The sequence below is a fragment of the Bradyrhizobium sp. 62B genome, from assembly GCF_030272265.2.
GTDB lineage: Bacteria > Pseudomonadota > Alphaproteobacteria > Rhizobiales > Xanthobacteraceae > Bradyrhizobium.
On sequence record NZ_CP092841.2, the window covers coordinates 2,105,986 to 2,120,524 of the forward strand.

The 14,539-nt window shown below is 65.2% G+C and carries 11 protein-coding genes; 3 read left to right on the forward strand and 8 right to left on the reverse strand.

Features of this window, described 5'->3' with window-relative positions:
* Positions 1-115: 115 nt before the first annotated feature.
* On the reverse strand, positions 116-3,592 hold the full coding sequence (locus ML401_RS10015) for an indolepyruvate ferredoxin oxidoreductase family protein (protein WP_285811744.1): 3,477 nt from the start codon (positions 3,590-3,592) through the stop codon (positions 116-118).
* A 166-nt stretch (positions 3,593-3,758) separates the two neighbouring features.
* Here ML401_RS10015 and ML401_RS10020 point away from each other — a divergent pair, with 166 nt between their 5' ends.
* Positions 3,759-4,706 carry a hypothetical protein gene (locus ML401_RS10020; protein ID WP_285811746.1) on the forward strand — a complete coding sequence of 316 codons (948 nt, stop codon included), beginning with the start codon at positions 3,759-3,761 and terminating at the stop codon, positions 4,704-4,706.
* An 11-nt stretch (positions 4,707-4,717) separates the two neighbouring features.
* On the opposite strand, the gene ML401_RS10025 is transcribed toward ML401_RS10020, so the two are convergent.
* Positions 4,718-5,998: a glycoside hydrolase family 75 protein gene (locus ML401_RS10025; RefSeq protein ID WP_194406846.1), complete on the reverse strand. Its 1,281-nt coding sequence runs from the start codon at positions 5,996-5,998 to the stop codon at positions 4,718-4,720.
* A 404-nt stretch (positions 5,999-6,402) separates the two neighbouring features.
* On the opposite strand from ML401_RS10025, the gene ML401_RS10030 reads away from it, so the two are divergent.
* Positions 6,403-7,116: a cysteine hydrolase family protein gene (locus tag ML401_RS10030; RefSeq protein ID WP_211417893.1), complete on the forward strand. Its 714-nt coding sequence runs from the start codon at positions 6,403-6,405 to the stop codon at positions 7,114-7,116.
* Positions 7,113-8,780 (forward strand): regulator, encoded by a 1,668-nt coding sequence (locus tag ML401_RS10035; protein WP_285811752.1) that lies wholly within the window; start codon positions 7,113-7,115, stop codon positions 8,778-8,780. Before ML401_RS10030 ends, ML401_RS10035 begins: the two co-directional genes overlap by 4 nt.
* A 53-nt stretch (positions 8,781-8,833) precedes the next feature.
* On the opposite strand, the gene soxA is transcribed toward ML401_RS10035, so the two are convergent.
* The 6 genes from soxA to ML401_RS10065 form a co-directional block, all read right to left on the reverse strand.
* Positions 8,834-9,613 (reverse strand): sulfur oxidation c-type cytochrome SoxA, encoded by a 780-nt coding sequence (gene soxA / locus ML401_RS10040; RefSeq protein ID WP_285811755.1) that lies wholly within the window; start codon positions 9,611-9,613, stop codon positions 8,834-8,836.
* The gene (gene soxZ / locus ML401_RS10045) at positions 9,610-9,927 is read right to left on the reverse strand and encodes a thiosulfate oxidation carrier complex protein SoxZ (protein ID WP_211417890.1); all 318 of its coding nucleotides are present in this window, start codon (positions 9,925-9,927) and stop codon (positions 9,610-9,612) included. Before soxZ ends, soxA begins: the two co-directional genes overlap by 4 nt.
* A complete protein-coding gene (locus ML401_RS10050; protein ID WP_211417889.1) occupies positions 9,927-10,394 on the reverse strand; it encodes a SoxY-related AACIE arm protein in 468 nt (155 codons plus the stop codon). The genes soxZ and ML401_RS10050 overlap by 1 nt, the downstream gene beginning before the upstream one ends.
* An 8-nt stretch (positions 10,395-10,402) precedes the next feature.
* Positions 10,403-10,816: a sulfur oxidation c-type cytochrome SoxX gene (gene soxX, locus ML401_RS10055; protein WP_211417888.1), complete on the reverse strand. Its 414-nt coding sequence runs from the start codon at positions 10,814-10,816 to the stop codon at positions 10,403-10,405.
* A gap of 208 nt (positions 10,817-11,024) precedes the next feature.
* Positions 11,025-12,296: an NAD(P)/FAD-dependent oxidoreductase gene (locus tag ML401_RS10060; RefSeq protein ID WP_285811759.1), complete on the reverse strand. Its 1,272-nt coding sequence runs from the start codon at positions 12,294-12,296 to the stop codon at positions 11,025-11,027.
* 55 nt (positions 12,297-12,351) lie between these two features.
* Positions 12,352-14,538, reverse strand: coding sequence for a molybdopterin cofactor-binding domain-containing protein (locus ML401_RS10065; protein ID WP_285811761.1), 2,187 nt, complete (start codon positions 14,536-14,538; stop codon positions 12,352-12,354).
* Position 14,539 lies beyond the last annotated feature (1 nt).

Genomic DNA, 14,539 nt, shown 5'->3' on the forward strand with positions numbered 1-14,539 from the left:
CCCGTCAGTGCGAGCGAAGCGAAGCAAAGCAATCCAGAGATGTTTCCACGGAAGCAGCCTGGATTGCATCGTCGCAAGGGCCCCTTACAATGACGTGGAGTGAGCCGACCCCAATCTACTCGGCCGCCGCGGCAAAGCGACTGTTCTCCAGCTCCGCTTCCAGGCGCGCCGTCTCGGCCGCCGCCAGTTTGACGTTGGCTTCCTTGACGTGGCCAAAGCCGCGGATCGTCTCGGGCACGCGCGAAAGCCGCGTCAGCAGCGGGATCTGCTCGGCCTTCAGCCCGACGATCCGCTGATCGATCATCGCCAGATAATCCGCGACCAGCTTGCGCTCGGTCCGGCGCTCGTCGGTGCGGCCGAACGGATCGAACGCGCTGCCGCGCAGGAATTTCAGCCTGGCGAGAACGCGGAAGGCGTGGAGCATCCAGCCGCCGAACTCCTGCTTCTGAAGCCGGCCCGTGACCTTGTCGCGCTTCGCAAAGATCGGCGGCGCGAGATGGTATTTCAGCGTGAAATCGCCATCGAACTTTTCCGACACCTTCTTCGCGAAGCTGCCGTCGGTGTAGAGCCGCGCGACCTCGTACTCGTCCTTGTAGGACATCAGCTTGAACAGGTTCTTGGCGACCGCCTCGGTCAGCTCCGTGGACGCCGGCGAGACGGCATTCTCAGCCTTGCGCACCTTGGCGACCTCAGCGAGATAGCGGTCGGCATAGGCCTTGTCCTGATAGGAGGTCAGGAATTCGGCGCGCGTCGCGATGATGTCGTCGAGCGACTTGGTCGGCGCGGCGGCGCGGTTCTTGAACTGCAGCACGCTGCGCACCCGCGACATGTCATGGGCGGCGAGACGGCCCCAGGTGAAGGCGAGCTTGTTCATCTCGATCGCGGCGCCATTGATCTCGATGGCGCGCAGCAGGGCCTCCAGCGACAGCGGGATCGCGCCTTTCTGGAAGGCGAAGCCGAGCATGAAGGGATTTGTGGCGATGCTGTCGCCCATCAGCGCCGCGGCAATGCCTGTCGCGTCGATAATGTCGAGGTTCGTGTCGCCGACGGCGTCACGCAGCACGGTCTGCATCGTGCCCATCTCGAAATCGAGGTCGGGGTTTTGCACGAAGCTCGCGGTCGGCTGCAGATCGGCGTTGATAAAGGCCTTGGTCACGCCGCGTTCGGCGCGGCTGAGCGCGGCGGGACCTGCCGAGACGATCATGTCGCAGCCGAGGATGACGTCGGCACCGCCGGTGGTGATGCGGACTGCCGAAATATCTTCCGGCTTCGGGGCGATGCGAACATGGCTCATCACCGCGCCGTTCTTCTGCGACAGGCCCGTGAAATCGAGCGCCGAGCAGCCGCGGCCATCGACATGGGCGGCCATGCCGAGCAGGGCGCCGATGGTGATGACGCCGGTGCCGCCGATGCCGGTGACGAGGATGTTGTAGGGGCCGTCAAGCTCGCGCGCCGGCGGCAGCGGCAGATCGGCGAACAGCTGGCCGGAATCCACCGCCGACGTCTTCATGCGCTTCAGACTGCCGCCATGCACGGTCACGAAGCTGGGGCAAAAGCCTTCGACGCAGGAGAAGTCCTTGTTGCAATTCGACTGGTCGATCTGGCGCTTGCGGCCGAACTCGGTTTCCAGCGGTTGCACCGAGACGCAGTTGGAAGCCTGCGAGCAATCGCCGCAGCCTTCGCAGACCAGCTCGTTGATGAAGGCGCGTTTGGCAGGATCCGGATAGAGCCCGCGCTTGCGGCGGCGGCGTTTTTCGGCGGCGCAGGTCTGGTCGTAGATCACGACCGTGAGGCCCTTGATGTCGCGCAGCTCGCGCTGGACTGCATCGAGCTCGCGGCGATGATGGATGGTCGCGCCTTGCGGGAAGTAATTGCCTTGCGGATACTTGGCGGGATCGTCGGAGACGATCGCGAGCCGCTTGACGCCTTCGGCCCAGACCTGGTGTGCGATCTGCGCGACGTTGAAGGCGCCTTCCGCCGGCTGACCGCCGGTCATGGCAACGGCGTCGTTGTAGAGGATCTTGTAGGTGATGTTGATGCCGGCGGCCGATGCCGCGCGAAGGGCGAGAAGACCGGAATGGGTGTAGGTGCCGTCGCCCAGATTCTGGAAGATGTGCGTCTCGCTGGTGAAGGGCGACTGGCCGATCCAGTTCACGCCCTCGGCGCCCATATGCGAGATCAGATCGGTGCGGCGGGTCGGCATGCTCAGCGCCATGCCGTGGCAGCCGATGCCGGCCATGGCGCGGCTGCCCTCGGGCACGCGCGTCGAGGTGTTGTGCGGGCAGCCCGAGCAGAAGAACGGCGTGCGGGCGAGTTTGATCTGCGTGCTTGCGGTGACCGGATTGTCGAAGGCCTCGAGCCGGGCAAGACGCTGCTCCAGCACCGGGCTGTGATGACCGAGCTTGCGCAGGCGCGCCACCAATGCGCCCGCGACGATGGTCGGCGTCAGCTCGCCCTCACTCGGCAGCAGCGGCGCGCCGCGCTCGTCGCGCTTGCCCGTGACGGTCGGGCGCCTTGAGGCGTCGATATTGTAGAGGATGCGCATCAGCTGGTCTTCGATGAAGCCGCGCTTCTCCTCGACCACGAGCACGTCCTGCAGGCCTTCCGCAAAGCGCTTGGCGCCGCTTTCCTCCAAGGGCCAGGTCAGCGCGACCTTGTAGATGCGAAGGCCGAGATCCTGCGCGTCCTTGTCGGTGATGCCCAAGTCGGCCAGCGCCTGCCGCAGATCGAGATAGGCCTTGCCGGTCGCGACGATACCGAGCCGCGCGGGTTTGGAATCGAGCACGATACGGTCGAGCTGGTTGGCGCGGGCAAAGGCCTGCACGGCCGCCATCTTCGGCCCGAACAGGCGCTTCTCCGCTTCCAGCGGCGGGTCGGGCCAGCGGATATTGAGGCCGCCGGGCGGCATCTCGAAATCATCAGGAAGGACAATCTTGATACGCTCGGGATCGCTGTCGATCGACGCAGAGCTCTCGACGGTCTCACTGATCGCCTTGAAGCCGACCCAGCAGCCGGAGAAGCGCGACAGCGCAAAACCGTAGAGGCCGAGATCGAGATAATCCTGCAGCGTCGCGGGATTGATCACGGGGATCAGCGCCGCCGCGAACACCTGCTCGCTCTGATGCGCCAGCGTCGAGGACTGGCAACCATGGTCGTCACCGGCGAGCGCGAGCACGCCGCCGTTGAGCGCGGTGCCGGCCGCATTGGCGTGCTTGAGCGCATCGACCGAGCGGTCGACGCCGGGGCCTTTGCCGTACCAGATGCCGAACACGCCATCGACCTTGGCGCCGGGAAACAGGCCGACCTGCTGGCTGCCCCAGACCGCGGTTGCCGCCAGATCCTCGTTCAGTCCGGGGACGAAGGCGATGTCGTGCTGCTGGAGATGCGACTTCGCGCGCCACAGCGCGTGGTCGTACATGCCGAGCGGGGAGCCGCGATAGCCGGAGATGAAGCCGCCAGTGCTCAGCCCCTGGAGCCGGTCGCGTTCGCGCTGCAGCATGGGCAGGCGGACCAGGGCCTGTGTGCCGGACAGGAAGATCCGCTTCGATTCGAGCCGGTATTTGTCGTCCAGCTCGACCTGCAACAGCGTCATTTCAAGGTCCTTGTTGTCATGGTCCGGGGAGGGATTTTGCGCCGCGGGAGGCTTGCGGCTTTGCGAAGCGGAAGATACCCAGTCAAGAGCATGGGCCGGCGAAGTCAATATCGCTGGCCGCATCCGTGGCGCTCCTGCTCGTCATGGCTTGCCGGCGGAGGACATCATGGCTGCAAACGCATTCGACACTGAAATCACCGAGACGACCGAGGCCCTGGTCGGACCATGGCGCCAGCCACGCCAGATGCTGCAGGCCCAAACTTACGACGCGCATGCCTCGATCCACGACGACGCCACCGCGCAGAAGCTCGGCTTCAAGGGCGGCACCATCGAGGGGCCCACGCATTTCAGCCAGTTTGCGCCGCTGGGCGCGCGTCTGTGGGGCCGCGCCTGGTTCGAGACCGGATGTCTGTCCGCGCATTATCGCAGCGTCTGCTATGAGGGCGAGGAGGTGCAGGCAATCCTGTCGAAGCCGTTGCCCGGCAACAGTCAGTGCCAGGTCCAGATGGTCAAGCGCGACGGCACGGAGGTGCTGCGCGGCACGGCGTCCGTCGGTGAACCCCATGCAGCGACGGCACTGGAGGCCCGCCTTGCCGAGCTCAAACCGCTGGCCGATCCCGTGATCCTGCGCGACGTGCGGGTCGGCGTGACCGGCAAGCGGCAAACGGTGCGGATGGCGTTCGACCAGATCATGGGCGACCTCTATCCGTTCTCCCTCAGGCAGAAGCTCGCGGTCATCACCGAGAGTTCGCCTTATTATTCCGGCGCCGACAATCCGTGGGGCAGGGCCATCATCCCCATGGAGATGCTGAGCGTGCTGTTCCAGTATCGCTCCAAGGACGATCCATTGCCGGCCAAGGGACCGGCCGTCGGCCTGTTCGCCGACCAGCAGATCCGCCTGGTGAAGGGCCCGCTCTTCGAGGGCGAGGAGTACCAGGTCGAGCGCGAGGTGGTTGCGCTCTCCGGCAGCCGCCGCACCGAAAGCGCCTGGGCCAGGACCAGCGTGTTCGACAAGACGAACACGCTGGTTGCGACCATGCTGCTGAACATGGCGACGCTGAAGGATTCTTACGCGCCGTACGAGGAAGAGTATCGGCTGCTATACGGCGCGTAGGCCAGGCGACGTCAGAGCTGTTCGTATGACCGCATGCGCGCCATCCCGCCCCATTGCTCGAAGATGGGCTGTGCCGTCGCATTGATCTCCGCAATCGACATTCCTCGGCCCACGCCCGAACCGGCGAACACCGTCCAGATCACGTCTCGCGTTCCGAGGCCGCCCCGCTTGGGATCGGCATTGATGCCGAGGCTGGAAGCCAGCGCGATCGAGCCTTCGCCGATCTTGTCGGCCGGGCCCGTCTCGGCAAACTGACAGAAGCAGAGCTTGCCGTTCAGCTTGTTGTAGGCGACCCCAAGGTCGCCGAGCCGCAGCACTTTTGCCGAGGTGAAGTGCCGGAAGCGGCCACCTGGCAGGACGACGAACGGAATGGTGCTTGCATCGATGTAGTGACTGGGCCGATCGGCAGGGAAGCCGGGGTTGGTCAGCGATGTCGTTGCGACATAATAGCCGGGCGCCGGATCCGCATTGTCCTGAACCCTGGGAACGCCGTGCGCATCGGTCACGAGCGCCCACCAGTTTCCGGGCCGTCCGGCGTTCGCGAGGAAATCGAGCGCGATGGCGTTGTTCTGGTGATAGGCCTTCGGCGCCCCGTCTGCGTCGACCGCGAAGCGGCCGCGGAAGACGGCCGCGCAGACATCGGTCGTCTCGTAGACCTGCCAGCCCTCGGGAGCGCTATAGGCGAGCCGGATGGGGTCGTGCGCCGGCGCGACCCCCAGCATTTCGGCACCAAAATTGGCGACGGCAGGCGCGCCGCCGAAGCGTTCGCGCATGGTTTGATCGATCTGCGGCCATGTTAGACCGGACGAGATCGGATTGTCGTCGGAGCGCAATTGAACATGCGGCGCGTCCTTGAACCGCGGCCAGAGCAGGCCTGCGGTCAGACCGAGCCGCTTCGCCTCCTGGGCGTAGACCTGATAGCCGTTGATCCCGTTGATCTTCCTGGTCGTGGACCATTCGGCTCTTCCCTCGACCTCCCAGAAGCAGTCGACGGCCTCGCCCCATTGATGCCAGCTGTTGCCCGGAAGGACCTTGGTCACCTCGTCTCCGTTCTGGGGACCGACCGACTGCAGCACGTCCGCAAGATACGACGCGCCGTTTTGCCGAAGCGTCGCGATCGCATTGTTGATCTCGATGATCGAACGAGATTGCCGCCAGTAGCGCGCCTGCTGCGCCGGCGTCCTGACGCTTTCGGTCGGCACCATGGTGACGCCGTTTGCCGCACAGGCTTGAAGCAACTCGCTGACCAGCGAGCGGAATTCCGGGACGAGGTCGCCCAGTGAAATGGCCATCGGAAAACTCCACAATCAAATGTTGCGCAATGAGAGAATGCTACCCGATTTGTCGGCCGGTGCAAGATCGGGTGGGGACGGGACACCCGCCAAGCGGCAGGGTGCGCGGCCGGGCCTCGGCTTTATCTAGCGCTGTCATGCCGGGGGAGACGTCGTTGCCGCCGAAGCTCGGAGGCGCAGCGTGCCATCTGCCTCGGAATGATGGAGGGCAAGGTCGCGCCGCTCATCCTCTAGGCAAATGCACGCCGCAAAGCCGTCGCACAGGGAATAAGCAGGTACAGGCATTCTTCCTAACCTTCTGAGCGTGCTTCAAATTCCTCCGCGGCCTGCACGCCGTCGCAATTGTACACAATGGCACGCCGCTTGCAGAACTCCTGGCGCAGTTCTCGCGAGGGGCGGGCGTCATGCTGGACTTGAGCAAGCCGACATTGGGCGTCATTAGCGCCGAGCCCGAGCCAATCGCACTCGACTGGTCCGCCACCGCGCTTCTGATCATCGACATGCAGCGCGACTTCATGGAGCCCGGTGGCTTCGGCGAGACGCTGGGCAACGACGTCAGCCAGCTGGCGCGCGCGGTGAAGCCGATCGGCGCGGTGCTGGCGGCGGCGCGCGACGCCGGCATGCTGGTGATCCACACCCGCGAAGGCCATCTGCCCGATCTCTCCGATGCGCCGCCGGCGAAGATCGAGCGCGGCGCGCCGAGTCTTCGCATCGGCGATCCCGGCCCGATGGGCCGCATCCTCATTCGCGGCGAGGCCGGCCACGACATCATTCCCGCACTTTATCCGCTCGACAGCGAGGTCGTGATCGACAAGCCCGGCAAAGGCGCGTTCTACGCCACTGAGCTCGGCGACGTCCTGGAGAGATACGGTATCGAAAACCTGCTGGTGTGCGGCGTCACCACTGAGGTGTGCGTCAACACCACGGTGCGCGAGGCTAATGACCGCGGTTACCGCTGCGTCGTCATGTCGGACGGTTGCGCATCCTACTTCCCCGAGTTTCACGAGATGGGCCTGAAGATGATCAAGGCCCAAGGCGGCATCTTCGGCTGGGTCACGGACTCGGCCGCAGTTCTGGAGGCAATGAAGACTTCGACCACATCAGGGGGACGATCATGAGCACATTGACGGGGACGGCCGGCAAGTCCGAGATCGATACGTCCGGTTTCAAGCCGGTACTATGGACATCTGGCGACTGGAACGCGTTTTTCGGCTTCGGCACCAACATCCTCGTCAACATGCTGGTGCTCACGGGTCTGTTGCGCTTCGTCCTGAAGATGCCGGACAGTCTGGTGTTCGGCCGCATCCTGCCCGCGCTCGGGCTGATGATGTGCCTCTCGACGTTCTACTACGCCTACCTTGCCTACCGTCTGGCGCAGAAGACCGGACGCAACGATGTCTGCGCGCTGCCCTCGGGCGTCAGCGTGCCGCACATGTTCATCGTCACCTTCGTGATCATGCTGCCGATCACACTGAAGACCGGTGATCCGCTCAAGGGCTGGTCCGCGGGCCTGGTCTGGGTGTTCTTCCAGAGCTTCATTCTCATGATCGGTGGCTTCATTGCGCCGTTCATTCGCAAGATCACGCCGCGCGCGGCACTGCTCGGCACGCTCGCCGGCGTCTCCGTCACCTTCATCTCGATGCGGCCTGCGCTGGAAATGTACATGACGCCGCAGATTGGTCTGGTCTGCTTCGCCATCATCCTGGTGAGCTGGTTCGGCGGCGTGAAATATCCGCGCGGCATTCCCGCAGGCCTCGTCGCCATCGCGGTCGGCATGGTCATCGCCTGGGGCTCGAACCTGTTCGGGCTTGGGCTCGGCGGCTTGAGCATCAAGGGTGTTGGCGATGCCTTCGCCAACTTCGGCTTCTCGGTGCCGATCCCGGCAATTGGCCACGTCTTCTCCGGCTTCGAATTTCTCGGCATCATCCTCGTCACCGCCATTCCGTTCGGCATCTACGACCTCGTCGAGGCCATGGACAATGTCGAGAGCGCGGAAGCGGCGGGCGACGAATATCCGACCACGCGGGTGCTCACGGCCGACGGCGTCGTCAGCCTGATCGGCTGCCTGATGGGCAATCCCTTCATCAACGCCGTCTATATCGGCCATCCCGGCTGGAAGGCGATGGGCGGCCGCATCGGCTATTCGGCGGCAACCGGCATCATGGTGATCGTGCTGGCCTGGTTCGGCATCATCTCGGTGCTACTGGCACTCGTGCCCGTGGTCGCGATCTCGCCGATCCTGCTCTACATCGGCATGCTGATCGGCGCGCAGGCGTTCCAGACCACGCCGGTCAAGCACGCGCCCGCGATCGTGCTGGCGCTGACGCCACATCTGGCCGCCTGGGCCAAGCTGCAGATCGACACGATGCTCGGCTCGACCATGAATGCGGCGGCAACCGTCGGCGGGATGGCCGCCGACAAGGCCGACGCGGTGAAGGCTGCCGCGATCGCCGCGCTGCCGCAGCAGGGCGTGTTCTACCACGGCCTCGAGGTGATGGGCGGCGGCTCCATCCTCGGTGGCCTCATCCTGGGCGCGATCGGCGTCTTCATCATCGAGCGCGATTTCGAGAAAGCCTCGGCGTTTGCGCTGGTCGGTGCCGTGCTGACCTATTTCGGCTTCATGCATGGCGAGGCGGTCGGCATCGGCGGCGGGTTCGGCGTCACGCCCGCGGTCGCGCTGGCCTATGCCGCGATGGCCGCTGGCCTGTTCGCGGCCAGCAGGCTCGGCGCCGGCGAACATTATGCCGCGCATCCGGAGATGTCTGCCGCGCCGGCGGAATAGCAGAACAGCGCGGCCTTCAGCGAAGTGGCCGGCCTGTGCCGGCCGCTTTCGTTTCAGGGCCGCACTGCCGGCGTCTCCATCGGCAGGCCGTGCGCCCGCGACATCAGATAGAGCTCGAGCGCGACCAGCTCGGGCGAGCCGTACTCATAAGCCTGGGCGCGCACGCCGCTCATGCAGCTGCGCAGGCGCCGTTCCAGAGAACCCAGCGTTTGCCATTCCAGGCGGTAGAGCGGATAGCCGGTCGGCTGTCCCTGCGTGATCGGCGCGCCCGCGAGGCGCTTGTCGAAATTGTCGTCGTGGCAATTGGCGCAGGCGAGATTGAGCTGACCCTCGCGCCGCATGAAGAGCTCGCGGCCTTGCTCCACGAACGGTTTTGCCTGCGGATCGTCCCCGGCCGTGATCGCGGCACCACGCGATTGATGGGCAACGAAGGCTGAGAGCGCGAGGAGGTCGCGGCTCTCGTAGGGCAGCGGCGTCGCTTGCTGATGATCGGCTCTGCAGAGATTGATACGCTGGTCGAGCGTGACGGGGCGGCCGAGCGCCTTGTCGAAGGCAGGGTAGCGCGCCGCGACGCCCTTCATGCTGCCGCGCGCATCGCCATGGCAATCCGCGCAGGCCTTCGCCGCGCTGCCGGTCTTCTTCGCCCAGAGCTGTTCGCCATCGAGCACGAACAGCATGGCCGGATTGGAGGTGTCGTCGTCCTGCATCGCCCGGGTGTCGGGTCCCATGAACGAATAGCCGGACCGGCGCGCATCGGGCGGAATTTCACCGGCGAGCAAGGCAGGGGCTGCGGCGAGCAAGGTCGCCGCGGCTATCGCGCGCCAAACGCTCATTCGACCGTGATCGATGCCGATGCGGTGGACGAATAGCCGTTGTCGCCGATCCATTCGAACTCGAACTTGCCGCTCTCCCTGGCGACGGTGAAGAACGACAGATAGGGATTGGCCGCGATCGCCGGAAACAGGTCGGCGCGGAAGATCTCGGCGCCGTTGTAGCGGCAAATGAAGCTCGTGATGATGTCGCGCGGTACCAGCTTGCCGTCCACAGTGTGGCGGAAGCCTGTTTCCATGATGTGCGAGGTCAGCGTGCGGATCTCGATGACGTCGCCGCGTTTGGCCTTCGCGGGAACGTTGATGAGCGCGGCCATCAGTTCATCTCCTCGGTGCAGGCCGCCAGCGTCACGACCACGTCGGCGACGACCTGCCAGAACGTGTCGTCGGACATACGCGCGATCGCCACCACTTTCTGGGTGTCGGCAAGGCGGATGCGGGTCGAGACCTGGGCCCGGCCGGAGGAGGGGCCGAGATAGAAATTGCCGATGTTCGGCTGCGGGTTCTTCTCGTTGAAGACGTGAATGCTCTTGACGTAATCGTCAGCCGTCATCGGGCTTGCGACGCTCACCGTCATCGGCACGGTGTTGCCGTTCTCGACCAGCGGAGGAATATCGAGCTTCACCCTGCCGGTGCGGACGGATGCTTCGCCGACGATGTTGCGGATCGCGCCATTGAGCATCGCGGGCGTCGCCTGAAGCGGACGCAGGGTGACGATCGGGAGCGTCCCGGCGGCGGTGATGCTTCCGGCGAGGCTCAAGAATTGTCGTCGCGTGGTTGGCATGAACAGTCCTAGTCGCGAAGCGTTGCAAGAAAGGCCACGATGTCCTCGATCTCGGCGGCCGACAATATCGGCTTGCCGGCAAAATTGCGTCCGACCCGCACGAGGCCGTCGTTGCGATAATAGGACGGCATGATGGTCTCTGCGTTGAGTCGCGAGGCATCGACCAGTCGAAGCCGCAACTGGCTCGCCGTCCATCGGTTCCCGGCCCCGGTGAGGTCAGGCGCGAGGTCGCCCTGGAACCGCGTCTCCGGGAAGGGGCCGGAATGGCAGAGGATGCAGGTCGTGCTGCGTGCGAGCACAAGCGCTCGTCCGCGTGCGGCATCGCCGTGCGAGCCGGTGAGCGAGACCGGAATTCCGTCACCGACGATGTTGTAGGAGACGAGTTCGTTCGCGCGCACAACGCTGGCAAAGGCGAGGCCCATTACGAGGAATGCGGCAATCGCAAATGTCGGGAAGGACGGCTGCGACCGCCGCGAACTCCACTTACCTCTCCCGCTTGCGGGAGAGGTCGAGCCGAAGGCGAGGGTGAGGGTTCTCGCTTCTTGGGAATTCTCGCGAGTGGAGGCACCCCCCGCAGGCGGTGGAGGGAGCGCACCGAGGCGTTCGCGGCAGGCTTGGTCCATCATTGCTCTAGCCAAAGGTGTCCGCCGTGATGGTTTGAAACCAGCGCTCCGCCTCCGCCGCTTCGCGGGCCCGCAATTCGCGTGGCGCATCGACCGGACTGGTCGCGCCGCCTTCCACCTCGGCGAAGATGTCGCCTCTTGGCTGGTAATTGCCGGCAAGGGAGAAGCCGTAGCCGGGTGCGACGGTATTGTAGCAGACGCCTGTGAACCGCGGCGTTTCCGGTGCGCGGCCGGCGAGGAGACGGACGATGGCGGTGGCGCAAGCCTTGCCTTGCCCGCTTGCGGCCGACGCCGATTTGGGAATGCCGCCGCCGAGGCAGGCATCGCCGATGACATGGATGCCTTTGGCGAGTTTCGACTCGAAGCTCACGGGATCGATCGGGCACCAGCCGGTCGCATCTGCAGCGCCCGCGATCTCGGCGATGCGTCCCGCGCGTTGCGGCGGGATGACGTTGGCGACGTCAGGGGTGTAATTGCCGAACTCGGTGACGATGGTCATGGTCCCAGGATCGACGGAGGTGACGCGGCCGCCTTGCGACAGGCCGACGCGCTCGATCATGTCGCCGTAGAGCTCCTTCCACGCCCTCTCGAACAGCCGCTGCTGGGAGAAATTGTCCTTGGCGTCGAGGATCAGGACTTTCGAGCGTCGCTTGTTCGTCTTCAGGTAATGCGCGATCAGGCTGGCGCGCTCGTAAGGCGCCGGGGGGCAGCGCGACGGATTGGCCGGGACTGCAATGGCGACCGTGCCGCCATCCGCCATCGCTTCCAGCTGCTTGCGCAGCAGCAGCGTCTGCGCGCCGGCCTTCCAGGCATGCGGCATCTTCTCCGATGCGGCATCGTCATAGCCGGGCAGGGCCTCGCCATGGAAGTCGATGCCTGGGGAGAGCACGAGACGATCATAGGCAAACGCGGTGCCATCGGCTGTGGTCACGCTACGCTTTTGCGGGTCGATGGCCGTCGCGGCCTGAGCGACCACGGCGATGCCCTCGGCCGCGATCCTGTCATAGCCGAACTGCTGCGTCTCCATCTTGCGCAGGCCGGCGATCACCTCGTTGCTGAACGGGCAGGACGTGAAAACCTTGTTCGGCTCGATCAGGGTGACCTGCAGGTTCGCATCGGCGCGCTTGAGCGCACGCGCGCAGGCCGCGCCACCGAAGCCGCCGCCGACCACGACGATGCGGCCTGCCGATTGCGCGCGCAGGATCGAAGGTGTGGCGAGCGATGCGGCCGCGGCGGCGATGCCGAGGACGGCATTCCGCCGTGTCACCGGCACATTCATGAGGCTTGTCCGGAAAAGTGTGCCGCGGCGGCCATCGTGACCGCCGCGGCGTTTCTCAGGCGAAGGTGATGTTCTGGTCGCGCAGCGGCACCGAGCGGATGCGCTTGCCGGTCGCGGCGAAATAGGCGTTCAGAACCGCCGGCGCGGCAACACCGATGGTCGGCTCGCCGACGCCGCCCCAGAACCCGCCGCTCGGCACCATCACCGATTCCACCTTCGGCATCTCGTTGATGCGCATCGAGTTGTAGGTGTCGAAGTTGGTTTGCTCGATCTTGCCGTCCTTGACGGTGCAGCCGCCGTAGAACAGCGCGGAGAGGCCATAGACGAAGGAGCCCGCGATCTGCCGCTCCACCTGCGCCGGATTGACGACGTAGCCGGGGTCGGTGGAGGCGACGATGCGATGCACCTTGATCTTGCTGCCGTCGGTCACCGAGATCTCGGCGGCGCCGGCGACATAGCTGCCATAGCCCATGACCTGGGCGATGCCGCGATAGATGCCCTGCGGCGCCGGCTTGTCCCAGCCGATCTTCTCCGCGACCGCATTGAGCACCGCGAGGTGCTTGGGGTGATTGCCCATCAGCTTGCGGCGGAATTCGAGCGGGTCCTGGCCTGCGGCCTGGGCCAGCTCGTCCATGAAGCATTCCATGTAGATCGCGTTGTGATTGACGTTGACGCCGCGCCAGAAGCCGGGCGGGACGTGCGGGTTGCGCATCGCATGCTCGACCAGAAGGTTCGGCACCGAATAGCCGAACGCGGCTTCGCCCGATTGAGCGACGCCCTGGAACGCCGCCGGATCCATGCCGTTCTGCAGCGCCTCGGGGCGCAGCGAGAACAGGATCGATTGTCCGGACAGGCGGTAGTGCAGCGCGACCAGATTGTTGTTGGCATCGAACGCGCCGGTCATCTTGCACTGGGTGATCGGGTGATACCGGCCATGCGCCATGTCCTCTTCGCGCGACCACAACAGCTTGATCGGCGTGCCCGGCATCTGCTTGGCGATGACGACCGCCTGGCGGACATAGTCGGTCTGGCCGCGCCGGCCGAAACCACCGCCCAGCATCACCTTGTGGACGTCGCACTTCTCCGCGGGCAGGCCGGACGCTTCCAGCACTGCAGCGAAGGCGGCTTCGCCGTTCTGCGTGCCGCACCAGACCTCGCATTTGTCCGCGGTGTAGAGCGCGGTGGCGTTCATCGGCTCCATCGTGGCGTGGTTTTGGTAGGGATAGGAGTAGACGGCTTCGACCTTCTTCGCCGCACTCGTAATCGCGGCCTTGGCATCGCCGTTCTTGTTGCCGACATAGGCCGGCTGAGAATCGTCGAGGCCCTCGGTGAGCCACTTCGCAATCGACTCGCTGGAGACCTTGGCGTTGTCGCCCTCGTCCCAGACGATCGGCAGCGCCTCCAGCGCGGTCTTGGCGTGCCACCAGGTGTCGGCGACCACAGCGACCGCGGTATCGCCGACCTTGACGACCTTCTTGACGCCTTTCATGCCGGCGATCTTGGCTTCGTCAAAGCTCTTCAGCTTGCCGCCGAACACCGGGCAGTCCTTGATCGCGGCATTCAGCATGCCCGGCAGCTTGACGTCGGCGCCGTAGATCATGGCGCCGGTGGTTTTGTCGACGGTGTCGAGGCGCTTCACGCCCTTGCCGATCAGCTTCCAGTCCTTCGGGTCCTTCAGCTTGACCTCGGCCGGCGGCGTCAGCTTCGCGGCGGCTTCGGCGACCTTGCCGTAGGTCGTGGTCCGGCCCGACGCCTTATGCGTGATGACGCTGTTTTCAGCCGTGCATTCGGAGGCCGGCACCTTCCATGCGTCGGCGGCGGCCTGGATCAGCATCACGCGCGCGGTGGCGCCGCCCTTGCGGACATAGTCCTGCGAGGAGCGGATGCCGCGGCTGCCGCCGGTCGAGAAATCGCCCCATACGCGCTTGCGTGCGACGCTCTGGCCCGGTGTCGGATATTCGGTCGTGACCTTGGTCCAGTCGCACTCAAGCTCTTCGGCGACGAGCTGGGCGAGACCCGTCAGCGAGCCCTGGCCCATCTCGGAGCGGGCGATGCGGATCACCACGGTGTCGTCGGGCCTGACCACGACCCAGGCGCCGATCTCGGGCGAGCCGTCGGCGGCGCGCACAATGGCGGGCCCGCCGAAGGGGATGTCGAGGCCGATGGCGAGACCGGCGCCGAGCGTGGCGCTGCCGATGACGAAGGCACGGCGGTTCATCTTGGGAGAAACATGCTTGTTCATG

Bases quoted from the DNA above. Each gene is read 5' to 3' on its own strand.
- ML401_RS10015 (WP_285811744.1), bottom strand. From the start codon at position 3,592: ATGACGCTGTTGCAGGTCGAGCTGGACGACAAATACCGGCTCGAATCG.
- ML401_RS10020 (WP_285811746.1), top strand. From the start codon at position 3,759: ATGGCTGCAAACGCATTCGACACTGAAATCACCGAGACGACCGAGGCC.
- ML401_RS10025 (WP_194406846.1), bottom strand. From the start codon at position 5,998: ATGGCCATTTCACTGGGCGACCTCGTCCCGGAATTCCGCTCGCTGGTC.
- ML401_RS10030 (WP_211417893.1), top strand. From the start codon at position 6,403: ATGCTGGACTTGAGCAAGCCGACATTGGGCGTCATTAGCGCCGAGCCC.
- ML401_RS10035 (WP_285811752.1), top strand. From the start codon at position 7,113: ATGAGCACATTGACGGGGACGGCCGGCAAGTCCGAGATCGATACGTCC.
- soxA (WP_285811755.1), bottom strand. From the start codon at position 9,613: ATGAGCGTTTGGCGCGCGATAGCCGCGGCGACCTTGCTCGCCGCAGCC.
- soxZ (WP_211417890.1), bottom strand. From the start codon at position 9,927: ATGGCCGCGCTCATCAACGTTCCCGCGAAGGCCAAACGCGGCGACGTC.
- ML401_RS10050 (WP_211417889.1), bottom strand. From the start codon at position 10,394: ATGCCAACCACGCGACGACAATTCTTGAGCCTCGCCGGAAGCATCACC.
- soxX (WP_211417888.1), bottom strand. From the start codon at position 10,816: ATGGGCCTCGCCTTTGCCAGCGTTGTGCGCGCGAACGAACTCGTCTCC.
- ML401_RS10060 (WP_285811759.1), bottom strand. From the start codon at position 12,296: ATGAATGTGCCGGTGACACGGCGGAATGCCGTCCTCGGCATCGCCGCC.
- ML401_RS10065 (WP_285811761.1), bottom strand. From the start codon at position 14,538: ATGAACAAGCATGTTTCTCCCAAGATGAACCGCCGTGCCTTCGTCATC.